The organism is Pseudomonas sp. SJZ079 (genome assembly GCF_007993865.1).
Classification (GTDB): Bacteria; Pseudomonadota; Gammaproteobacteria; order Pseudomonadales; family Pseudomonadaceae; genus Aquipseudomonas.
Genome location: NZ_VIUH01000001.1, coordinates 319,098 through 340,973, shown reverse-complemented (window position 1 = coordinate 340,973; position 21,876 = coordinate 319,098). Strand labels below are relative to the sequence as shown.

The following is a 21,876-nucleotide window of genomic DNA, read 5'->3' as shown; positions in this document are numbered from 1 at the left end:
CTGCATCGGCAGTGGGCTTTGGGTTCAGGCCTGAAGCGTCTTCTTAGTTAAGAGGCGCTTCGGTTTTAGTACCGTCCTGGTGCCATTGGTAAACCACGAAGCTGAAGTCCTTGAGGTCGCCTTTGGCGTCGAAGGACAGGGCGCCGGTCGGGGTGTCGAAGGTGTTGGCACGCAGGGCGGCCGCGACTTTTGCGGTATCGGTGCTGCCGGCTTTCTCGATGCCTTCGGCAATCACTTGCACGGCTGCGTAGGCGGGGAATACGAAGGGGCCAGTCGAGTCTTCGTTCTTGGCCTTGAATGCAGCGACCAGGGCCTGGTTCTTCGGATCCTGGTCGAAGGATTTCGGCAGGGTCACCAGCATGCCTTCGGAAGCCGGGCCGGCGATGGCCGAGATTTCCTTGTTACCCACGCCTTCCGGTCCCATGAAGCCTACTTTCAGGCCTTTCTCGGCTGACTGACGCAGCAATAGACCGAGCTCCGGGTGGTAGCCGCCGTAGTAGACGAAGTCCACGCCGGCTTGCTTGAGCTTGGAAATCATGGCGGAGAAGTCCTTGTCGCCGGCGTTGAGGCCTTCGAACAGGGAAACCTTGATGCCTTTGCTTTCCAGAGTCTGCTTGACCGCGGTGGCAATGCCTTCACCGTATTGCTGCTTGTCGTGCAGGACTGCAACATTTTTCGGTTTGATATGGTCGGCGATGTAGTTGCCGGCAGTCGGGCCTTGCAGGCTGTCCAGACCGATGGTGCGGAAGATCAGTTCATAGCCACGCGAGGTGATGTCCGGGCTGGTGGACGCCGGGCTGATCATCAGGATGCCTTCGTCCTCGTAAATGTCGGACGCCGGCTGAGTGGAGCTGGAGCAAAGGTGGCCGACCACGAACTTGATTTCGTCGTTGACGATTTTGTTGGCTACGGCCACGGCTTGTTTCGGGTCACAGGCGTCGTCGTAGACCACGCCTTCGAGCATCGAACCGTTCACCCCACCGGCTTTGTTGATCTGCTCGATGGCCATCTTGGCACCCACGAATTGCATTTCACCGTATTGCGCGACTGGTCCGGTAACCGGGCCAGCCAGGCCTATCTTGATGGTGTCAGCCGCTACGGAGTAGCTGGCAACGCCGGCCATGGCCATGGCGGCAAACAGTTTGGAGATCTGCTTAGTAGCCTTGTTCATAGTGCTCCACTCTTATGTTTTTTCATTGTTGTAGTTCTGGCGGCCAAAGCTGCAGAACCGGGTTGCATCCCCGGTCATACCCCCGGCAATTGTACCGGTACAGTGTAGAGCGCTGGTTTGCGCCTTGAAAAGCCGACTGCCGAGGGCAACGTACCTGGATGTCGCTTAAATGTAAGAAATGTATAGAAAAACGGCGTGCCTTCGAGCCGACCCTCTGCGTCAGGCGGACTTGCCTGTCAGTTGCTCGGCGTTATCATGGCGTCCGATTGAAAACCGGGCTATCCACACAAGGCATACCATGACTGAACAAGCTAGCACCCTATATGCCAAGTTGCTTGGTGAAACTGCGCCAATCAGTTGGCAGGAGTTGCAACCTTTCTTCGCCCGCGGCGCGTTGCTGTGGGTCGAGAGCACGCAGGATCTGATCGCGGCAGCGCAAGCCGTGGCGGAAAACGACCAGGATAAAGTGGCTGCCTGGCTGGAGTCCGGGCTGTTGAGTAAGCTCGATGATGCGCGGGCCGAGGACTTGCTGGCGCGTGATCCGCAACTCTGGGCCGTGGTCGTGGCGCCCTGGGTCATGGTCCAGGAGCGTGCGGAGGCGCCGACTCGGTCCTGAGGGCAGGTCCATGCGGCTGAAGAGGCAGTCCGGGTCGCTTGGGGCTATGCTCGGTGATGATCCGCAGAAGGAGCACCCGCATGTTCGCGCCCGGCCACCTGCATCGCAATAACCCTGCCGGAACCAAGGGGCAGCCCGCGTTCAGCATCGATCTGCACTATGAGGTGCGCCAAGACCCAGTCGAGGGGCCGATGCTGCACATGCGCATGGTTGGTGAAGTGGCGGGCAAGTCGTTCGAAGAACAGTTCGAGCTGCATCGCGATACGGCCTTCAACTTCGCCAGCGTCGCCAGTCGGATTGCCTTGAAGCATGGTCTACCGGCCAACACCAGTCTGATTGCACGTACTCATCAGGAGTACGACCAGATGTTCGCCGATATCCGCGCCAAGCTTGGCAGCCACACCGGCGATCCGGTCAACCTCGATCATCTGGAAAAGGACGGTCTGTAGCGGCTATCGACTAGGGCGTTACTCGGCGTAGATTCGCGGAGTAGCCTGTGGCGGGCTGTCGCTTCGCTTCGAGACCGCCCTACGCGCTGACCCAGCGCTGCCGCGCCCAGCTGCTGAGCGCATCCACAGCCAATACCAGCAGCAGCATGCTCAGTATCACCGTCGCCGCCTGGGCTTCCTGGAACAGGCTGAGACTGACATAGAGCATCTGCCCCAAACCGCCTGCCCCGACAAAGCCGAGTACGCTGGCCATGCGGATATTGTTCTCCCAGCGGTACAGCGAGTAGGCGATCAGTTGCGGGCAGACGGTCGGCAGGGTGCCGTAGCAGAACGCCGCGATGCGTCCGCCGCCGCCCAGGCGAATCGCCTCGGCCGGCTCGTTCGGGGTGTTCTCCAGGGCTTCGGCGAACAAGCGCCCGAGCACCCCGGCGGTGTGCAAGGCCAGGGCCAGGGTGCCGGCATTCGGGCCGAGGCCTGCGGCCAGCACCACCAGCGCGGCCCAGACCAGCTCCGGCACCGCGCGCAGGGCATTGAGGATAAAGCGCGAGCCGCTGCGGGCCGGCCAGCCGAAACGCCCTGCTGCCGGCAAGGCCAACAACAGGCCAAGCAGCGCCGCCAGCAGCGTGCCGATGGCCGACATGGCCAGGGTCTCCAGGGCGCCCTGGGCGATGCGTTGCAGGTGAGTCGCGGAGAAGTCAGGGCTGAAGAAACCGCCGGCATAATGGCCCATCTGGCTCAGGCTATCGCTGCCGAACAATGCGCCGAGGTCGATGCCGAGGTAGACGAACGAGGCGATCACCGCGATCAGCAAGGTGGCGAGCAGGCCGTAGTTGGTCAAACGCTGAGCCACCAGTCGCGTCATAGCAGTCTCGTGCGCAGCAGGCGGCTGAGCTGGTCGGCCAACAGCACCAGCACCAGGAAGGTCAGCAGCATGCTCGCCACTTCGCCGCCGGCGAACATGCGCAGCGACAGGTCGATCTGTTGCCCCAGGCCGCCCGCGCCGACAAAGCCCATGATCACCGAGGCGCGGATCGCGCATTCCCAGCGATACACCGTATAGGAGAGCATTTCCGCCGCGGCGTTGGGCAGCACACCATAGGCAAAGGCCGCCAGGCGTGGGCTGCCGGCGATCAGCAGGGCGCGGCTGGGGCGCGGGTCGACCGACTCGAAGATTTCGGCGTAGACCTTGCCGAGCATGCCGCTGTAGGTGATGGCGATGGCCAGCACCCCTGCGGTCGGGCCCAGGCCAACGGCGCGCACGAACAGCAGTGCCCAGACGATTTCCGGCACGCTGCGCAGCACAATCAGCACGCCGCGTACCGGCCAGCGCAGGGCCTGTGCCCACCAGGCCGGTCGACCACTACGGTGTGCGGCCGACAGCGACAGGGCGCGGCTGGCCAGCAGTGCACCGGGGATCGCGATCAGCAGCGCCAGGGCCATGCCGGCAGTGGCGATGGCCAGGGTTTCCAGGGTGGCGCGACCGAGCAGGCGGAGGAACTGCGGGTCATGTGCCAGCGGCCAGAAATCGGCGAGAAAACGGCCCATGTTCGCGGCGTTATCGCTATCGACCAGCACCGCCAGATTCAGCTCGCTGAGCGACAGCCCCGGCCAGAGCAGCAGCACCGCCAGCAGCGTCAGGGCCAGGCGGGGCAGGGCTGCCGGATCACGCAAGGCGGGGTTCAGCATCGTGGGATTTGCACGCAAACGGGCAGCGCCGGTGCCACAGCCTCGAGACTTTGCAGTTGCTCATTGGCGTACAGGGCTTCCAGCGCGGCCGGGCTGATCGCCTCGGGTGGCAGGTCGAAGACGATACGTCCTTCACGTACGCCGATGATCCGCGGAAAGTGTGCCAGGGCCAGTTCCACCGCATGCAGGCTGGCCAGCAGGGTCATCTTGCGGGCGCTGGCCTCCTGATTGAGCACGCTCAGGGTATGCCCGGCGAGCAGGGGGTCCATGGCCGACACCGGCTCGTCGGCGAGGATCAGCTCGGGCGCCTGGTACAGCACGCGGGCGATGCCAACCCGCTGCAATTGGCCTCCCGACAGCTGGTCGCAGCGCGCGAACAGTTTGTCCTCCAGATCCAGGCGGCCGAGTGCGCTGCTGGCGCCCTGGATATCGACCGGATGCAGCAGGCTGAGCAGGCTCCTGGCCAGTGACCACTGGCCGAGTTTGCCGGCCAGCACCGCGGTGACCACCCGTTGCCGTGGCGGTAGCGGCGGCGCCTGATGGATCAAGCCCACGCGCCCGCGCAACTGCTGGCGCTGCTGAGCGCCGAGTTGCCAGGGCTGCTGGCCGAACAGCTCGAGTTGACCGGCGCTCGGTTGCAGGCTGGTGGCGAGCAGTCGTAGCAGGCTGGTCTTGCCGGCGCCCGAGGGACCGATGATGGCGATCCGCTCACCGGGCTGCACCCGTAGATCGATCTCGAGCAGAGCAACCTGGCCGTTGGCGTGGGTCAACCCCACGCCAGTGAGGTTCAGGCTCACTTCAATAGGTCGGCGGCGCGGGCGGCTTCCTCGATACCCTGGTAATTCTCCGCCTGGGTGGCGATAAAGCGGCTGGCGGCCTGCAGGTCGAGGATCGCCTTGTGTTGCGGATTGGCCGGATCGAGGGCGAGAAACGCCGCCTGGATCTTCTCGCGCAGTGCCGGGTCGAGGCTGCCGCGCACGGTCCAGTTGTAATCGAAGAACGGCGGGGTGGTGGCGATCACCTTGACCTTGTCGGTATCGACCTTGCCGGCGGCCACCAGTTTGTCCCACACCGAGGCGTTGAGTACGCCGCCGTCGGCCTTGCCGGCCTGGACCCAGGCAGCGGTGGCGTCGTGGGCGCCGGAGTAGGCGATACGGCTGAAGAAGGCCTCCGGCTTGATCCCGTCCTGGAGCATGAAGTAGCGCGGCATCAGGCTGCCGGAGGTGGAGGACACCGAGCCGAAGGCGAAGGTCTTGCCCTTCAGGTCCTGCAGCGAGTGCACGCTCGGGTCGGCGCTGATGATCTTGCTGGTGAAGGTGGCATCCTCGGCGCGCTGCACCAGGGGGATGGCATTGCCGGTCTTCAGGCGGGTCTGGACGAAGGTGAACCCACCCAGCCAGGCCAGGTCGATGCGGTCCGCGGCAATCGCTTCGACTACGGCGGCGTAGTCGGCGACCGGAATGAATTCGACTTTCATGCCCAGTTGCTGTTCCAGGTAAGCGCCCAGTGGCTCGAACTTGCGCAGCAGTTCGGTGGGGGCTTCATCGGGGATGGCGGAAACTTTCAGTACGTCTGCGGCCTGGCTGAACAGGCTGGAAAGGGACAGGGCAAGGCCGGCGGCGAGCGCCAGGGTACGCTTATACATGGGGGTTCTCCGGTTCAATAGCGGGGAAAGCGGGGGCGAATTATAGGGATATGTTGGGTTCTGCGCAGCTTTCATTCACCCGCACTGGGATTAAGATGCAGGCTTCGCTGAACCTTACGGAGCTGCTGTATGACCGCCTCGCTGCCTTCAATCGCCTTCGCCGGTATCGGTCTGATGGGTCTGCCGATGACCCGCCGGCTGCTCGCCGCCGGTTATCCACTGTGGGTCTGGAACCGCTCGCCGGACAAGTGCCAGCCGCTCGTGGACTTGGGCGCGCAGTGCGCGCAAACCCCGGCCGAACTCTGTGCCGAGGCCGACACAGTGATGCTCTGCCTGGCCAATACCGAGGTGGTGCGTGAGGTGGTGTTCGGCCCCGGCGGGATCGTCGAGGGCGGCAAGCCGGGGCAGTTGCTGGTGGACTTCTCCAGCCTGGAACCGGCGGCAACCCGCGAGATGGCCGCCGAGCTGGAGCGGCGCTGCGGCATGCACTGGGTGGACGCGCCGGTGTCCGGCGGCACCCCGGGCGCCGAGGCTGGCAGCCTGGCGATCATGGCCGGTGGCCGGGCCGAAGACGTCGAACGCGCGCGGCCGATTCTGGCGCACCTGGGGCAACGCCTGACGCGCATGGGCGAGGTCGGTGCCGGGCAGGTGACCAAGGTGTGCAACCAGATGATCGTCGCCTGCAACGCCCTGGTGATCGCCGAAGTGGTGGCCCTGGCCGAGAAAGCCGGAGTGGATGCGCGCCTGATTGCCCCGGCCCTGGCGGGCGGCTTTGCCGACTCCAAGCCGCTGCAGATACTGGCTCCGCAAATGGCCAACAGTGAGTTCGAACCGGTGAAATGGCATGTGCGTACCCTGCTCAAGGATCTGGATAGCGCCGCCAAACTGTCGCGCGAGACGGGCTCGGCGACCCCGCTCAGTGGCCTGGCCGCGCAGCTGATGCGTTTGCACGGCAGTCAGGGCAATCTCGAGTGCGATCCGGCCACTCTGGTGAGCCTGTACCGTGAGCCAGACGCATGAAGATAGCTGCCAACCTGTCGCTGCTATTCACCGAGCTGCCCCTGCATCAGCGTGTGGTGGCAGCCGCTGCCGCCGGCTTCGATGGCGTGGAGATCCAGTTTCCCTATGAACTGCCGGCGTTACGCCTGAAGGAAGCCTTGGCGGCGGCCGGCATGCCCCTGGTGCTGATCAACCTGCCGGCCGGTGACCTGATGCGCGGCGGTGCCGGGCTGGCCGCCGTGCCGGCGCGCCAGGGTGACTTCGACCGCGCGCTGCACGAGGCGTTGACCTACGCGGCGATGGTGCGCCCGGCCTGTGTCAATGTGTTGCCGGGGCGTTTGCTGGCGGGTGTCAGCCGCCAGCAGGCGCTGACGACGCTGGCCGCTAACCTGCGCAAGGCCGCCGAGGCTTTCCAACTGTTGGGCATCGTGGTGCTCTGCGAGGCGATCAACCCGCTGGATATGCCGGACTTCCTGATCAACACCCCGGAGCAGCTGGATGCGCTATTGCGCGCCGTCGATCACCGCAACTGCCGGGCCCAGTACGACCTCTATCACATGGCGCGACAGGACCTGGACCTGGTCGCGGGTATCGAGCTGTTGGCCGGACGCATCGGCCATGTGCAGTTCGCCGACTGCCCCGGTCGAGGTGCCCCGGGCACCGGGCGGATTGACTTCGCTCCTGTCTTGGCCGCCTTGCGCGATAGCGGTTATCGGGGCTGGTTGGGGGCCGAGTATAGGCCGGGCGAAGACGGAACTCGCGCGGGACTAACGTGGTTGCCCGCGTGGCGCGCCGGCGGCCGATAGCGCGAGCGCTCGAAGGATCGGGCTAGGCGCGGCAGGGGGCGGGCTGCTCATGGCTGAGTCTGGGCGGTATCAAGCTCAACGCACTCGACCCGGTTGCGCCCCAGCTGCTTGGCGCGGTAGAGCAGCTGGTCGGCGCAGTGCACCAGTTCGCGCAAGCCCTGTCCGGGTTGCCACTGGGTGACGCCAAAGCTGGCGGTGACGCTAATCCGCTCGGTCAGCGGCTCGGCGACCAGCAGCAGGCGCAGTTTTTCCGCCATGACGGCGGCGTGCTCGAGGTCGGTATGCGGCATCAGGATGATGAATTCTTCGCCGCCCCAGCGGCATAGGCAATCGGACTCACGCAGCTGCGTCTTGATCCGTTGCGCCACGCCCCTCAGCACGTAGTCGCCGGTTTCATGGCCATGCTCATCGTTGATCAGTTTGAAACGATCGATGTCGAAGAAGATCAGGGCGAGCGGAAAGCCATAGCGCTCGGCACGCTTGATTTCGTGCAGCGCTACTTCTTCGAATTTCAGTCGAGTCCACTGCCCGGTCAGGCGGTCGGTATTGGCCAAGTGTTCCAGTTGCAGGTTGCTGTTGAGCAGCGCCTGCTCGACCTGACGCCGACGTTTGATCTCCAGGCGCAGGTGCTGGGTCAGGTGAGCGAAGCGCCAAGCCACGGCGCCGACGACAAGCAGTGCCGACAGTGCGCCGATCACTACCTGATAGAGCAGGTTGTGATCGGTTTCATGCTTGCGACTGTAGATAAACTCGTCCAGGTCGACCGGCCCTGTGGCCATGCCCAGCTGGACGTAGCTGTTGGCGATGGTTTGCCAGCGTCCGGGGTTCATGTGCCCCAGTTGCACCAGATCGGGCATGATCAGTTTTTTCAGCGCCTGGGCCTCGAAGCGCAAGTGCTCCAGGCTCTTGTCAGGCGCGTAGCGCCGATGGATCAGTTGTACGCTTTCTTCGATGTGTTCCAGGGCATATTGCCAACCGTCGAGGCTGGCCTGAATGAAGGCCTCGACTTGTTCGGGTCGCTCCTGCAGCAGGGCTTCGCGGGTGGCCAGCACGTCGTTGTAGAAATTCACGCCGTATTCGCGGGGGTTGATCAGCCGATAGGCCACCTTGTGCTGGTCCAGCCAGAAGGGCTCATTGGACAGGTAGCCGTCGTAGGCATCGATGTTGCCGTCTGCCAGATCTTGCGGGTTGAAACTGGTTTTGCTCACGAGCAGTTCGTTCAGGTCGATGCCTTCGCGGGCCAGGGTGATGCGCAGCTCGGCGCTTTCCGGTTCGGGCATCAGCATCACCCGTTTGCCGGCCAGGTCGAGTGGTGTGTAGATGTTCGAATCAGCGCGGACGATCCACACCACCGGCGAGCTTTGCATGATGGCCGCCAGGGCGACGACCGGCTTGCCCTGCATGCGGGCGATGATCAGGCCGCTATTGGCGATGGCGAAGTCGACATCGCCGTTGAGCATGGCGTCTATCGGATTGGGCGTGCCTGGCCCACCTTGCAGGATATCCACCTCCAGCCCGGCTTGCCGGTAATAGCCTTTTTCCAGGGCCATGTAGTAACCGGCGAACTGAAATTGATGCAGCCAGCGCAGTTGCAGGCGCATGGTCTCGGTCGCCAGGACATCGGCTGGCCACAGGGTCTGGGCTAACAGCAGGCTAATGGCTAACCAGCGTGCGCCTGGTGCTCGATCAGGGGATGGGGGCCGTGTCGTGTGGCTGGCAAACAGTTCGAACATAGCGATCAGCCGTAGGCGCGGTGATTTAGGGCCTTGTAAGACCATGGACAGGGTTGGCGCTTACGTCAATAAACAGCTTGCCTGTTACAGCTCGGCGGTAGCGCGGTGGGCGCCGGCGGCGAAGGCGTGCAATGCGAGCGCTTGGCGTTGACTGAGGCTGCCGCAGACTGTTCCCTTTCAAGTGCCCGCGGCCCCTGGCGGCCCCTGGCGGCCTCTGTGCCGACGCTTTGCCGGCAGAGCCGCCATTTCGTTGCATAACGACGGCGAATAGTCGCAGACAGATAGAGCACAGGCCTCTAGATTGCCTTCTGCGCATGCCAGGCTAGGGCCTGTACGGTTAGTGGATTAACTCAAGTTCGGATGGCCGCAGTACCGGGGCCTCAGATGCCGAAATTGGCTAATTGAACTCAGCCCTACCGGCCACTAAGTCTCGCCAGGCTCGCTGGCGCCCCCGAGTGGTGGCTATCTATAACAACAATAGAGATGGATTCCATGCAGCAGTCCCAGCCAGTGGCGAATGCTTGGCGCATTCTGTTCCTGCTTTTCCTTGCCAACCTGTTCAACTTCTTCGATCGCAGCATTCCGGCGATCATCATCGAACCGATCCGCCTGGAATGGAGCCTCAGTGACTTTCAGCTGGGCTTGATCGGCACCGCGTTCACCATCGTCTATGCGATCGCCGGCGTACCCTTGGGGCGTATGGCCGATACCGGCGCGCGGCGCAAGATCATGGGCTGGGGCCTGACGGTGTGGAGTGGCCTGACCGCCGTCAACGGTCTGGCCTGGAACTTCTGGAGTTTTCTGCTGGTGCGCATGGGGGTGGGTATTGGCGAGGCCAGCTATGCGCCGGCGGCCAACTCGCTGATCGGCGACCTGTTCCCGCCGCACAAACGCGCGCGGGCCATGGGCATTTTCATGCTGGGCCTGCCATTGGGTCTGCTGCTGGCCTTCTTCACTATCGGCGCCATGGTCAAGGCCTTCGACAGTTGGCGCGCACCCTTCTTCATCGCCGCGGTGCCAGGGCTGATCCTGGCGTTGTTCATGTTCTTCATCAAAGAACCCAAGCGTGGTGGCGCTGAGGTCGTGCAGGTGGCGGTCGAGCCGGTGCGGCAACCGATACGCAAGGTCCTGGCAATTCGCACTTTCTGGTGGCTGGTGCTGGCCGGTTTGACCTTCAACTTCTCCACTTACGCCTGCAATTCCTTCATGGTGCCGATGCTGCAGCGCTATTTCCTGTTGCCGCTGGAGCAGGCGGCCGTGGCCACTGGGGTCATAGTCGGCGTGACCGGACTGTTCGGCCTGACGCTTGGCGGCTGGCTGGCGGACCGGATTCACCAGAAGTCCGAATCCGGACGTCTACTGTTTGCCGCCGTGAGCATGCTGGTGGCGGCGGGGTGCACCGGCTATGCGCTGTTCTCCGGACATGTCCAGATCGGCCTGTTCGTGGCGCTGTTCAGCATAGGCTGGCTGTTTTCCTACAACTTCTACACCTGCGTCTATACGGCGATTCAGGATGTGGTCGAGCCGCGCCTGCGGGCGACCGCCATGGCCCTGTTCTTCGCCGGCCTGTACCTGCTGGGTGGCGGCCTGGGTCCCATCGCGGTTGGGCTGTTGTCCGACTACTTCGCCAATGCGGCGATGCTCGCTGCTGGTGCCACGCAGATGAGCGAAACCTTCAAGGCGGTGGGCTTGCATGACGCGATGTACCTGATCCCCGTGGCGCTGTTTCTCACCATGCTGGCACTGGTGCAGGCTTCGCGCTGTTTCACGCGGGACGCCGCGCGGATGCGCACGGGCATGCTCGAAGCGGTGCCAGCCTAGCGGCCCAGGGGTTGCAGGTGTACATGCCCCCACAGATATAGACGTGCTCCAGATTTGCTTGCATCAACCATAAGGCCCGCAAATGCGGGCCTTATGGTTGAACGGGTCTAAGCCAGCCGAGTTTAGCCGGCCACCAGTACCCGAATCGCTTCCAGACGCAGCGCGGCTTTGTCGAGCAGGGCCAGGCCTTGTTCGAGCTGCTGGCGCAGGGCGTCCAGTTCGCTATCGCGTACGCTGGGGTTGACCGCCTGCAAGGCGGTCAGGCGGGTCAGCTCTTCATCGACCTCGGCGGCCAGGCGGCGTTTCGCTTCGGCAACTCGTTCGACGTGGCGCGGTGCGACTTTCTCTTCACCGGCACTGATCTGCGGGTTGAGCGCGTCGCGCTGGGCCTGGACGAACTTGTTGGCGCTGGCGCGGGGTACGCTTTCCAGCTGGTCGTTGAGGGTCTCGAAGCCCACCTTGTGCGCCAGGTCATTGCCATTGGCATCGAGCAGGCAGCGCAGCGCCTCCGGCGGCAGGTAGCGCCCTAGTTGCAGGGCGCGCGGGGCCACCACTTCACTGACGTAGAGCAGTTCCAGCAACACGGTGCCGGGTTTCAGCGCCTTGTTCTTGATCAAGGCCACGCCGGTGTTGCCCATCGAGCCGGAGCGCACCAGGTCCATTCCGCCTTGCACCATCGGGTGTTCCCAGGTGAGGAACTGCATGTCCTCGCGCGCCAGGGCCAGATTGCGGTCGTAGGTGATGGTCACGCCTTCGTCGTCGCCGAGCGGGAAGCTGGCGTCCAGCATCTTCTCGCTGGGGCGCAGGATCAGGGCGTTCTCCGAGTGGTCTTCGCTGTCGATGCCGAAGGCATCGAACAGCTGCTCCATGTAGATCGGCAGGGCGAATTGATCGTCCTGTTCGAGAATCGCCTCGACCAGCGCCTCGCCTTCGCCGGCACCGCCGGAGTTGAGTTCCAGCAGGCGGTCGCGGCCGGCGTGCAGCTCACCTTCGAGGCGTTCACGCTCGGCCTTGGCTTCGTCCAACAGGCTCTGCCATTCACCGTCGTCGCCACTTTCCAGCAGCGGCAACAGACGGCCGCCGTACTGGTGCTGCAGGGCGTTGCCGGTCGGGCAGGTGGCGAGGAAGGCGTTCAGGCCCTGGTGATACCACTGGAACAGGCGCTCTTGCGGGCTGTTTTCCAGGTAGGGCACGTGCAGCTGAATACGGTGCTTCTGGCCGATCCGGTCGAGACGACCGATGCGCTGTTCGAGCAGGTCCGGATGGGCCGGCAGGTCGAACAGCACCAGGTGGTGAGCGAACTGGAAGTTGCGCCCTTCGCTGCCGATTTCCGAGCAGACCAGCACCTGGGCGCCAAACTCTTCGTCGGCAAAGTAAGCCGCGGCGCGGTCGCGCTCGAGGATGCTCATGCCTTCGTGGAACACGGTGGCGGGGATGCCTTTGCGCACGCGCAGGGCGTCTTCCAGGTCCATGGCGGTCTCGGCGTGGGCGCAGATCACCAGCACCTTGAACTTCTTCAGCATCTTCAGGGTGTCGACCAGCCACTCGACGCGCGGGTCGAAGCGCCACCAGCGCTGATCCTCGTCGATCTCGGACTGGGCCTGATAGCTGACTTCCGGGTACAGGTCGGGGTGCTCGCCAATCGGCAGCTCCATGTACTCGTCCGGGCTCGCCAGCGGGTAGGGGTGCAGGTCGCGCTCGGGGAAGCCCTGGACCGCCGCGCGGGTGTTGCGAAACAGCAAACGGCCGGTGCCATGGCGGTCGAGCAGCTCGCGCACCAGACGCGCGGACGCCTCGCTGTCGCCCGCGTTGACTGCGGCCAGCAGGCCTTCGCCCTCGCTGCCGAGGAAATCATGAATGGTTTGGTGGGCGGCGGGCGACAGGCTGCCCTGGTCGAGCAGCTCCTGCACCGCCTCGGCGACCGGGCGGTAGTGGGCACTCTCGGCGCGGAAGGCTTCGAGGTCGTGGAAGCGGTTCGGGTCGAGCAGGCGCAGGCGCGCGAAGTGGCTGTCCTGGCCCAGTTGCTCGGGGGTGGCGGTGAGCAGCAACACGGCGGGAATGACCCCGGCCAGTTGCTCGACCAGGGTGTATTCCGGGCTGGCGCGGTCCGGGTGCCAGACCAGGTGGTGCGCTTCGTCGACCACCAGCAGGTCCCAGCCGGCGGCGAACAGCGCGTCCTGGGCCTTCTCGTCCTCGCACAGCCATTCCAGGGCCACCAGGGCCAACTGGCAGTCCTCGAACGGATTGCTGGCGTCGCTCTCGATGAAACGTTCCTGGTCGAACAGCGCCACTTCCAGGTTGAAGCGGCGGCGCATCTCCACCAGCCACTGGTGCTGCAGGTTCTCCGGCACCAGGATCAGCACGCGGTTGGCGCGCCCACTGAGCAGTTGACGGTGGATCACCAGGCCGGCCTCGATGGTCTTGCCCAGACCCACTTCGTCGGCCAGCAGCACCCGCGGGGCGACGCGGTCGGCGACTTCACGGGCGATGTGCAGCTGGTGGGCGATGGGCTGCGCGCGCACGCCGCCGAGGCCCCAGAGCGAGGATTGCAGCTGGCGGCTGGTGAATTCGAGGGTGCGATAGCGCAGGGCGAACCAGGGCAGCGGGTCGATTTGCCCGGCGAACAGGCGGTCGCTGGCCAGGCGGAACTGAATGAAGTTGGACAGCTGGGTTTCCGGCAGGGTGACACTCTGGTTCTGCCCATCGAGGCCGTGGTAAACCAGCAGACCGTCGACATCATCGACTTCCTGTACGGTCAGTTTCCAGCCTTCGAAGTGGGTGATCTCATCGCCGGGCGAGAAGCGCACGCGGGTCAGGGGGGCATTGCGCGCGGCGTATTGACGGGTTTCGCCGGTGGCCGGGTAGAGCACCGTGAGCATGCGGCCTTCCTGCATCAGGACGGTGCCCAAACCCAACTCTGCCTCGCTGTCACTGATCCAGCGTTGCCCCGGTTCGTATTGCGCCATGCCTGTCTCCCGCGTGAAAAAGCCGGCTATGGTAACGGAACGTCACGCCAAGACCAAAGACGCAATGGCACTTAGCGAGCCAACTTCAGTCAAAAGTGTAGCGAGGCTGCCTCAAGTCGGCGTTTGCCTGGCCGACAGACTGACCAAAGGGGAGGCCTAATAACGTGCTACCACCCATTCCGCACAGCCTGGTGCCGGTCACTGCCCAGCAGGACGTGATCAAGCCCAGGCCGGACATTGCGCCGGTGACGCCGGTTCAGGCGAGCGCCAAGGAGAGTGCCCTGAACCTGGATAAACGTCATCCACAGGATGCCGAGGCGCTGTTGCGCGAAGAGCAGCGGCGGCGTCAGCGCCGCGGTTACACCCCCGAGCAACTGGCGGCGGGCGAAGTGGACGAGGCCGATGAGGCGGCGCTCGACGAGTTGCCCCGGCAAGGTGTGTGGGTGGATGTGGAGGTCTGAATGCCTGGGCCCCGTTCCTCTGCAGTGCCGAGATGCCTGTGAATCTTTTCAATGACAGCGAGTTGTACCTGGCGCATGCCGAGCTCGACTATCAGTCGGACTGGCTGGATGACGCGACGGCGGACCTGTGGCTCAAGCAGTTACTCGATGAAACCCCCTGGCAGCAGCCCCAGGTGCGGCTATATGGCCGCGTCTGTCCGGTGCCGCGTCTGCTCGCCTGGTACGGCGATGCCGAGGCCAGTTATTGTTACTCCGGTCAAACCCATCGGCCGCTGCCCTGGACGCCGTTGCTGCAAGGGATACGCGCGCGGGTGGTCGAAGCCGCCGGGCAGCCGCTGAACGGCGTATTGCTCAACTACTACCGCGACGGGCAAGACTCCATGGGCTGGCACAGCGACGACGAAGCCGAGCTGGGCAGTGATCCGGTGGTGGTTTCGCTCAGTCTCGGCGGCACCCGGCGTTTCGATCTGCGGCGCACAGGGCAGTCGCGCATCGAGCACTCCTTAGCGCTTAATCATGGCTCGCTGCTGGTCATGCGCGGGTCGACGCAGCATTATTGGCAGCACCAAGTGGCGAAGACGCGCACCCCCTGTGCGCCGCGCCTGAACCTGACATTTCGCTTAATCCGGTCTCCAGCATGAGCAATGACGACAAACTGATCGACTTCGGCGCCGAACGCGACAAGCGTATCCACGACCTGCGCGACAAGAAGCTCAACGAGATGCGCCAGGCCTTCGAACAGGCGCTGCCGCTACCCTCGGGCAAGAAAAAGTCGAAAAGCAAACCGAAAAAACGCTGAGCCTGCCCGGCGTCCGTGGACGCCGTGAATCGTTCGCCGGGCGTCCCCGTCCGACGGCAAGCGCGACTGTATTGATCCAGATCAATGCCCGTTGCCGCGCCGCCACGTACCTTGCAGTCATTCCCAGCAAGGACTGGTGCAGGAGGCAAGCATGTTTATCGATGTGGTGGTTCTCGCCGGTATCGGCACCGTCGGCCTGATGGTCGCGTTCTTCGCCGGCGTCGGTTATTTCATCTGGAAGGATTCGCACAAGCGCAAGACGCACTGAATCCCTCCGGCAATGGGCACGCAAGGCAATTCGGGCGACTTAGGTCGCCCCTTTTTTTGTGCGCCAGGAATGCCTCCAGCCTGTAGCCCTCTGGCGTGGTCGCCATTAGCGATATAGTGCAGGCTGATTGCCTCTGCCTATTCAGTGACTGCGGATACCTGGGATGCCCGTTTACAGCCTGCACCGCTTGAGCGAACTCGCCGCCGCGACCTGGGATGGTCTGCTGCCTGCGCCGCAGCCCTTTCTCCGCCATGCCTTTCTCTCTGCTCTGGAAGACAGCACCAGCGTCGGTGGGCGCAGCGGTTGGCAGGCGGCGCATCAGGTGTTGCTCGATGCCCAGGGGCAGCCGTTGGCGGCGCTGCCGGCGTACGTGAAAAACCACTCCTACGGCGAGTACGTGTTCGATCATGGCTGGGCCGACGCCTGCCTGCGCGCCGGGATCGGCTATTACCCCAAGCTGCTCGGCGCCATTCCCTTCTCGCCGGTGGGCGGCCCGCGCTTGCTCGGTGCCCCGGCCGCAGCGACGCAGTTGCTCGATGAGCTCACCGCGCAGTTGGAGTCTCAAGGCTTATCCAGCCTGCATATCAATTTTACCGATGCGGCCGCCGATGTCCTGCTGCGGGGGCGCGAGGGTTGGCTGGAACGACTCGGCTGCCAGTTCCACTGGCGCAACCGCGACTACCGGGACTTTCAGGATTTCCTCGACGGCCTGAGTTCACGCAAGCGCAAACAGATTCGCAAGGAGCGCGAGCAGGTGGCGGGGCAGGGCATCGAGTTCGACTGGCGCGAGGGGCATCAGCTCAGCGAGGTCGAGTGGGATTTCGTCTACCTGTGTTACGCCAATACCTATCAGGTGCGTGGCCAAGCACCCTATCTGACCCGGACGTTCTTCAGCCTGTTGGCCGAGCGCATGCCCGAGGCCATCCGCGTGGTGTTGGCGCGTCGGGGCGCGCAGCCGGTGGCGATGGCCTTCAGCCTGACCGGCGCCGGCAGTTTATACGGCCGCTATTGGGGCTGCCTGGCGGAGTTCGACCGCCTGCACTTCGAGACCTGTTTCTACCAAGGCATGGACTATGCCATCGCTCAGGGGTTGCAGCGCTTCGATGCCGGTGCCCAGGGCGAGCACAAGTTGATCCGTGGCTTCGAACCGGTGATCACCCACTCCTGGCATTACCTCTGCCATCCCGGCTTGCGCGCGGCGGTGGCGAATTTTCTCGAGCAGGAGCGAGTGGGGGTGCAGGGCTACGCCGAGGAGGCGCGCAGCCTGCTCCCCTATCGACAGCTCTGATCAGGTGAATTTGCTGGAGTCGCCGCTGCCGCCCCATTCGAGGAAACGGATCTTGTGCACCGCCCCTTTACTGTCTTCATAGACCAGGGTCACCGGTACCACGCCTTTGTGCTGGGAGGTGTCGGTGCGTTGCAGCACCTTCTGTACATCGACTTTCATCCCGTAGTGGTAGTTCACCGCGGGAATTCCCACGCTACGGTCTTGCAGGCCATCCTGGGCAAATACACCGGGCGCGAGACTGGAAATCACGGCGCTGACAACTGAGGCCAATTTCATATGGCTGTTCCTCTGCTGGAGTCTGCTTACAAGGACTTCATGTGACCCTCGATGACGGGAAAGTTCACTCCACTCCGACGAAACCCCCTGTCTGGTGTTGCCAGAGACGGGCGTAGAGACCGCCGTGGGCGATCAGCTGGCTGTGCGTGCCGCTTTCGACGATGCGGCCCTGATCGATCACCACCAGGCGGTCCATGCGCGCGATGGTCGACAGGCGGTGGGCGATGGCAATCACGGTTTTGCCCTGCATCAAGGTATCCAGGCTCTCCTGGATCGCCGCCTCGACCTCTGAGTCCAGCGCCGAGGTGGCTTCGTCGAGCACCAGGATCGGCGCGTCTTTCAGCAGCACGCGAGCGATGGCGATGCGCTGGCGCTGTCCACCGGAGAGTTTGACCCCGCGTTCGCCGACCTTGGCGTCGAAGCCGCGGCCGCCCTGGTTGTCGTCCAGTTGGGCGATGAAGCTATCGGCGCGCGACTTGCGCACGGCCGCGCGCAGCTCCGCCTCGCTGGCGTCGGGCTTGCCGTAGCGCAGGTTGTCGCGAATCGAACGGTGCAGCAGCGAGCAGTCCTGGGTGACCACGCCGATCTGCTCGCGCAGGCTTTCCTGAGTCACTGCGGCGATGTCCTGGTCGTCGATCAGAATGCGCCCGGCCTGCAGGTCATACAGGCGTAGCAGCAGGCTGACCAGGGTCGACTTGCCCGCCCCCGATGGACCGACCAGACCGATTTTCTCGCCGGGATGCACCTGCAGGTCGAGACCGTCGATCACCCCGGAGGGCTTGCCGTAGTGGAAGTGGATGGCGGCGAAGTGCACGGCGCCGCGCTGCACCACGAGCGGTTGGGCACCTGTCTGGTCGAGCAGGTGACAGGGCTGGACGATAGTCTGCATGCCGTCCTGCACGGTGCCGACGTTTTCGAAGATGCCGTTGACCACCCACATGATCCACTCGGCCATGTTGTTGATGCGGATCACCAGGCCAATGGCCAGGGCGATGGCGCCGGTGCTGATCAGCCCCTGGCTCCACAGCCACAGGGCCAGAGTGCCAGTGCTGCCGATCAGCAGGCCGTTGAGGCAGGTGACGCTGAAATCCAGGGCGGTGACGGTGCGGGTCTGCAGGCGCACCTTGTCGAGCAGGTCCTGCATGGCGGTGCGGGCGTAGCCTTCCTCCTCGCGGGTGTGGGCGAACAGCTTCAGGGTCATGATGTTGGTGTAGCCGTCCACCACCCGGCCCATCAACGTGGAGCGCGCCGCCGAGGCGGTGGCCGAACGCTGCTTGATCAGCGGCACGAAGTGCCGCAGCAGCAGGCAGTAGCCGACAATCCACAGCAGCAACGGCAGCATCAGGCGCAGGTCGGCCTCGGCGAACAGGTAGAGCGCGCTGCCGGCGTAGACCAGCACGTGCCAGAGCGCATCGACCACCTGCAGGGCCGAGTCGCGCAGGGCCGGGCCGGTCTGCATGATGCGTTGGGCGATGCGTCCGGCGAAGTCATTCTGGAAGAAACTCAGGCTCTGTTTGAGCACATAACGGTGGTTCTGCCAGCGCACCAGATTGGTCAGGTTGGGGGTGATCGCCTGGTTGGCCAACAGGTCGTGCAGGCCGAAGACCACCGGGCGCAGGATCATCGCGACCAGCAGCATCCACAGCAGTTCGCCCCGGTACTGGCTGAAGAAGGCGCTACTCGGCGTGGCCTGGGTCATGTCGATCAGTCGGCCGAGAAAGCTGAACAGCGCCACTTCGATCAGCGCGGCGAAGAACCCGACCACCAGTACGGCGATCAGCAGCGGCCAGGCCTGGCGCCGATAATGGGCGTAGAACGGCAGGACACCTTGCGGCGGCTCATGGTCGGGGCTGGCTTTGAATACGTCGAGCAGGGCTTCGAAGCGGCGAAACAGCATGTCAGGCATCCTGCCCAAGTCAGGGAGAAGAACCTGATTCTATCCCTTAACCCGCAGGCGCTCGACCGCCGGGCAATGCCGCAGCGTTAAGGCCGTACCTGGGGGGCGCAGGTATCTGCTGTCGATCATCGACTGGGGGTGTGACTCGTGCGGCCAGGGTTGAGCGGCTGAGCCCTGTCGGCCTTTACGGCACTCATGCGCCTGATACAGGTCCATAAGAGCGAGGGGCGGCTAAACCTGCCTGCCCGAGTTCGGATAGCCATTAGTGATGGAGGTCAGACATGAATATTTTACTTCTGTTACCCGCGGTTTTCGCCCTGGCGTTGGTGGGGTGCGACAAGGAACCGGAACAGCCTAGTGTTCCACCGGCGCCACCGGTACAGGAGCAGCAGGCTCCCGCGCCGGCGGAGCCCATGCCAACTGAGCCTGCCCCGGCCGAGGATGAGTACGAGCAGTAAGTGGTAATCCTGCCGAGTGTGTGCTGTCGGTTCCTCGGCGTGAAGCCGGGGCGCTGGCGGCATAGCCCCCAAGGCGCGAGGTGCGTGCGGGCCGAGCAGGCCGCCGCGAGGGCGGGACGTTGGTCAGACGCTGCGCGTTGCAGGGCCTTGGCGGCGGTTACGCGATGGTGGCTGTACAGAGGGCGGCCTTCGTGCGCCGCCCTCTGGTTATAGGCGCTTGGCTTCGAGAATCAAGACCGGCTTGTTCGGCACATCCTGTTGGCCTGCGCGGTTGCCGGTAGGTACCTGGGCAATCTGGTCGACCACTTCCATGCCGCGCACCACCTTGCCGAACACGGCATAACCGAAGTCACGGCTGCCATGGTCGAGGAAGGCATTGTCCTTGTGGTTGATGAAGAACTGGCTGGTGGCCGAGTCGCGAACCTGGGTACGGGCCATGGCCAGGGTGCCGCGGACGTTGTGCAGGCCGTTGTCGGCTTCGTTCTTGATCGGTGCGCGGGTCTGTTTCTGCTGCAGGTCGGCGTCGAAGCCGCCGCCCTGGACCATGAAGCCAGGGATCACCCGGTGGAACTGGGTGCCCGCGTAATAGCCGCTGTCCACGTAAGCGAGGAAGTTCTCTACGCTGATCGGTGCTTTGTCGGCGGCCAGTTCGATTTCGATTTCGCCGAGACTGGTGGTCAGCAACACTTTCGGGTTCTCCGCAGCCAGCAGGCTGGCGGCAAACAGCAGGGAGCAGGCGGCGAGGGCGAGTTTCTTCAACATGCTTAGTGGTCCTTAGAGGGAGTGGGTGCGGCCTGTTCGACTTCGGCGAGGAAGGCCAACAGGTGGCTATTGAAACACTGCGGTTGATCCAGTGGTGTGGCGTGACGCGAATCTTCGATCACCAGCAACCGTGCATTGGGCAGCTCCTTGACGTAAGCGGCCTTCTGCGCCACGGGGGTGTAATCGCGGTCGGCGCTGACCACCAGAGTAGGACAGGTGATGCGCGCCAGACGTTCCCGTACGCCCCAACCGATAATCGCGTCGAGACTGGCGAGGTAGGCGCGTTTGTCGTTTTGTGGCCAGCGATCTTCGATCTTCTGCCGCAGCTCGGCCTGTTCGGGTTTGGGAAACAGCAGCTTACCCAGGGCCTTGGCGATGGTCTTCAGGCTGAGCAGGCGCGACAGACTCCAGCGCTTGGCGATTTCCAGGTAGTCGCGTGGGCTTTTCGCCTTCACTTCCGGTCCGCTGTTGACGATACATAGGCTCTTCAGCAATTCCGGGCGGTCGACGCCGAGCTGAAAGCCGATCATCCCGCCCATGGAGATGCCGACCAGGTGCACCGCACCGAGCTGGCAGTGCTCGATCAGCGCCGCCACGTCCTCGGCGAAGCCGGCGATGCTGTAGCGCTCGCGCGGCTTGTCGGAGCGGCCATGACCGCGCACGTCGAGGGCGATCACCCGGTAGTGCTTAGCCAGTTCGGGGAGCTGGTACTCCCAGTCGCGGGTACTGGAGCCCAGGCCATGGACTAACAGGACTGGCGCGCCGTGGCCGTATTCTTCGTAGTGCAACTGGCAACCGTCGTTATCGAAATAGGACATGGGCAACTTCCTCTCAGGCGGGGGGCTGGGGCGCTGCGAAGGCGGCATTCAGCGGTGCGGCATCGAAGCGCTGGATCAGTTCGACGAGGATTTCTGCGGCCGGGCCGAGTGCTTTGTCCTTGTTCGAATACAGGTAGAACTGCGGGTTGCGGCTGCCGCCCTGATCCAGCGGCAGTGGCTTGAGCAGGCCATCATGCAGTTCGCGTTCGATCAAGTGCCGGGGCAGCCAGGCGAAGCCCAGGCCACTGCCGACGAAGGTGGCGGCGGTGGCCAGGCTGCCCACCGTCCAGCGCTGTTCGGCGCCGAGCCAGCCGACATCGCGTGGCTGCTGCCGGCCGGAGTCGCGGATCACCACCTGCATCTGGGTTTCCAGATCCTGGAAACTCAGTTCGCGTTGCAAACGATGCAGCGGATGATCGGGGTGAGCGACGGCGATGAACTCCACCGAACTCATCTCCGCGCCGAGATAACCGGGAATACTGAAGCCGCTGATCGCCAAGTCGGTGACGCCTTCCTTGAGCACTTCCTCGACACCGGACAGCACTTCCTCACGCAGTCGCACCCGGCAGCCGCGGCTCTGCGGCATGAAGGCGGTGAGCGCGCGGACCAAGCGGGCGCTGGGGTAGGCGGCATCGACCACCAGGCGCACCTCGGCTTCCCAGCCCTGCTCCATGTGATGGGCCAGGTCTTCCAGCTGGCTGGCCTGTTTCACCAGTTGTCGCGAGCGACGCAACAGCACATCGCCGGCTTCGGTGAGCACCGCCTTGCGGCCTTCGATGCGCAACAGCGGCATGCCGAGCTGTTCCTGCATGCGCGCCACGGTATAGCTGATCGAGGATTGCGAGCGGTGCAGCACCTCGGCGGCCTGGGCGAAACCGCCCTGATCGACCACCGCCTGCAGGGTGCGCCATTGATCGAGAGTAACGCGGGGCGCTTTCATCACCGCCTCCTGTAAAC

General features: G+C 63.9%; 23 protein-coding genes. 11 read left to right on the top strand and 12 right to left on the bottom strand.

Features of this window, described 5'->3' with window-relative positions; all coding sequences use genetic code 11:
- Positions 1-43: 43 nt before the first annotated feature.
- On the bottom strand, positions 44-1,171 hold the full coding sequence (locus tag FBY03_RS01560) for a branched-chain amino acid ABC transporter substrate-binding protein (protein ID WP_147170432.1): 1,128 nt from the start codon (positions 1,169-1,171) through the stop codon (positions 44-46).
- 298 nt (positions 1,172-1,469) lie between these two features.
- Here FBY03_RS01560 and FBY03_RS01555 point away from each other — a divergent pair, with 298 nt between their 5' ends.
- Entirely contained in the window at positions 1,470-1,787 is a 318-nt protein-coding gene (locus FBY03_RS01555; protein ID WP_147170431.1) for a DUF2288 domain-containing protein, read from the top strand.
- A gap of 80 nt (positions 1,788-1,867) precedes the next feature.
- Positions 1,868-2,236, top strand: a complete 369-nt coding sequence (locus FBY03_RS01550; RefSeq protein ID WP_147170430.1) for a DUF5064 family protein — start codon at positions 1,868-1,870, stop codon at positions 2,234-2,236.
- A gap of 79 nt (positions 2,237-2,315) precedes the next feature.
- Here the strand turns inward: FBY03_RS01550 and phnE are convergent, their stop codons facing one another.
- From phnE to FBY03_RS01530, 4 genes are read right to left on the bottom strand one after another with little or no spacing between them, the layout of a single operon-like run.
- Positions 2,316-3,098: a phosphonate ABC transporter, permease protein PhnE gene (phnE, locus tag FBY03_RS01545; RefSeq protein ID WP_178090525.1), complete on the bottom strand. Its 783-nt coding sequence runs from the start codon at positions 3,096-3,098 to the stop codon at positions 2,316-2,318.
- A complete protein-coding gene (locus FBY03_RS01540; RefSeq protein WP_147170429.1) occupies positions 3,095-3,922 on the bottom strand; it encodes an ABC transporter permease in 828 nt (275 codons plus the stop codon). Before FBY03_RS01540 ends, phnE begins: the two co-directional genes overlap by 4 nt.
- The gene (locus tag FBY03_RS01535) at positions 3,916-4,719 is read right to left on the bottom strand and encodes a phosphonate ABC transporter ATP-binding protein (RefSeq protein ID WP_147170428.1); all 804 of its coding nucleotides are present in this window, start codon (positions 4,717-4,719) and stop codon (positions 3,916-3,918) included. Before FBY03_RS01535 ends, FBY03_RS01540 begins: the two co-directional genes overlap by 7 nt.
- The gene (locus FBY03_RS01530; RefSeq protein ID WP_147170427.1) at positions 4,716-5,567 is read right to left on the bottom strand and encodes a putative selenate ABC transporter substrate-binding protein; all 852 of its coding nucleotides are present in this window, start codon (positions 5,565-5,567) and stop codon (positions 4,716-4,718) included. Before FBY03_RS01530 ends, FBY03_RS01535 begins: the two co-directional genes overlap by 4 nt.
- A gap of 129 nt (positions 5,568-5,696) precedes the next feature.
- On the opposite strand from FBY03_RS01530, the gene FBY03_RS01525 reads away from it, so the two are divergent.
- Positions 5,697-6,587, top strand: coding sequence for an NAD(P)-dependent oxidoreductase (locus tag FBY03_RS01525; protein WP_147170426.1), 891 nt, complete (start codon positions 5,697-5,699; stop codon positions 6,585-6,587).
- Complete coding sequence (locus tag FBY03_RS01520) at positions 6,584-7,372, top strand: hydroxypyruvate isomerase family protein (RefSeq protein ID WP_147170425.1); 789 nt, start codon at positions 6,584-6,586, stop codon at positions 7,370-7,372. Before FBY03_RS01525 ends, FBY03_RS01520 begins: the two co-directional genes overlap by 4 nt.
- Before the next feature lie 47 nt (positions 7,373-7,419).
- Here FBY03_RS01520 and FBY03_RS01515 read toward each other — a convergent pair whose 3' ends face one another.
- Entirely contained in the window at positions 7,420-8,973 is a 1,554-nt protein-coding gene (locus FBY03_RS01515; protein ID WP_178090524.1) for a GGDEF domain-containing protein, read from the bottom strand.
- A 624-nt stretch (positions 8,974-9,597) separates the two neighbouring features.
- Between FBY03_RS01515 and FBY03_RS01510 the strand changes: the two genes are divergently transcribed.
- On the top strand, positions 9,598-10,926 hold the full coding sequence (locus FBY03_RS01510) for an MFS transporter (RefSeq protein ID WP_147170423.1): 1,329 nt from the start codon (positions 9,598-9,600) through the stop codon (positions 10,924-10,926).
- A 122-nt stretch (positions 10,927-11,048) separates the two neighbouring features.
- Here the strand turns inward: FBY03_RS01510 and rapA are convergent, their stop codons facing one another.
- A complete protein-coding gene (gene rapA, locus FBY03_RS01505; protein WP_147170422.1) occupies positions 11,049-13,892 on the bottom strand; it encodes an RNA polymerase-associated protein RapA in 2,844 nt (947 codons plus the stop codon).
- A gap of 164 nt (positions 13,893-14,056) precedes the next feature.
- On the opposite strand from rapA, the gene FBY03_RS01500 reads away from it, so the two are divergent.
- The 5 genes from FBY03_RS01500 to FBY03_RS01490 all read left to right on the top strand — a co-directional run bounded on the left by FBY03_RS01500 (position 14,057) and on the right by FBY03_RS01490 (position 16,708).
- The gene (locus FBY03_RS01500; protein ID WP_147170421.1) at positions 14,057-14,353 is read left to right on the top strand and encodes an aspartate-semialdehyde dehydrogenase; all 297 of its coding nucleotides are present in this window, start codon (positions 14,057-14,059) and stop codon (positions 14,351-14,353) included.
- 38 nt (positions 14,354-14,391) lie between these two features.
- Entirely contained in the window at positions 14,392-14,994 is a 603-nt protein-coding gene (locus tag FBY03_RS01495; protein WP_371920736.1) for an alpha-ketoglutarate-dependent dioxygenase AlkB, read from the top strand.
- Positions 14,991-15,152: a hypothetical protein gene (locus tag FBY03_RS23020; protein ID WP_178090523.1), complete on the top strand. Its 162-nt coding sequence runs from the start codon at positions 14,991-14,993 to the stop codon at positions 15,150-15,152. The genes FBY03_RS01495 and FBY03_RS23020 overlap by 4 nt, the downstream gene beginning before the upstream one ends.
- 151 nt (positions 15,153-15,303) lie before the next feature.
- The gene (ccoM, locus tag FBY03_RS23395) at positions 15,304-15,420 is read left to right on the top strand and encodes a cytochrome c oxidase subunit CcoM (RefSeq protein ID WP_306102461.1); all 117 of its coding nucleotides are present in this window, start codon (positions 15,304-15,306) and stop codon (positions 15,418-15,420) included.
- A 163-nt stretch (positions 15,421-15,583) separates the two neighbouring features.
- Positions 15,584-16,708 (top strand): GNAT family N-acetyltransferase, encoded by a 1,125-nt coding sequence (locus FBY03_RS01490; RefSeq protein ID WP_147170419.1) that lies wholly within the window; start codon positions 15,584-15,586, stop codon positions 16,706-16,708.
- Here FBY03_RS01490 and FBY03_RS01485 read toward each other — a convergent pair whose 3' ends face one another.
- Together FBY03_RS01485 and FBY03_RS01480 are read right to left on the bottom strand one after the other, a co-directional pair.
- The gene (locus FBY03_RS01485) at positions 16,709-16,984 is read right to left on the bottom strand and encodes a DUF2790 domain-containing protein (RefSeq protein ID WP_147170418.1); all 276 of its coding nucleotides are present in this window, start codon (positions 16,982-16,984) and stop codon (positions 16,709-16,711) included.
- Positions 16,985-17,048: 64 nt separating this feature from the next.
- Positions 17,049-18,881 (bottom strand): ABC transporter ATP-binding protein, encoded by a 1,833-nt coding sequence (locus FBY03_RS01480; RefSeq protein WP_147170417.1) that lies wholly within the window; start codon positions 18,879-18,881, stop codon positions 17,049-17,051.
- Between the two features lie 281 nt (positions 18,882-19,162).
- Here FBY03_RS01480 and FBY03_RS23015 point away from each other — a divergent pair, with 281 nt between their 5' ends.
- Complete coding sequence (locus FBY03_RS23015; RefSeq protein WP_178090522.1) at positions 19,163-19,339, top strand: hypothetical protein; 177 nt, start codon at positions 19,163-19,165, stop codon at positions 19,337-19,339.
- Positions 19,340-19,546: 207 nt separating this feature from the next.
- Here FBY03_RS23015 and FBY03_RS01475 read toward each other — a convergent pair whose 3' ends face one another.
- From FBY03_RS01475 to FBY03_RS01465, 3 genes are read right to left on the bottom strand one after another with little or no spacing between them, the layout of a single operon-like run.
- A complete protein-coding gene (locus FBY03_RS01475) occupies positions 19,547-20,101 on the bottom strand; it encodes a peptidylprolyl isomerase (RefSeq protein WP_147170416.1) in 555 nt (184 codons plus the stop codon).
- Between the two features lie 2 nt (positions 20,102-20,103).
- Positions 20,104-20,919: an alpha/beta fold hydrolase gene (locus tag FBY03_RS01470; RefSeq protein ID WP_147170415.1), complete on the bottom strand. Its 816-nt coding sequence runs from the start codon at positions 20,917-20,919 to the stop codon at positions 20,104-20,106.
- 13 nt (positions 20,920-20,932) lie between these two features.
- Entirely contained in the window at positions 20,933-21,859 is a 927-nt protein-coding gene (locus FBY03_RS01465; RefSeq protein WP_147170414.1) for a LysR family transcriptional regulator, read from the bottom strand.
- Between the last annotated feature and the right edge of the window lie 17 nt (positions 21,860-21,876).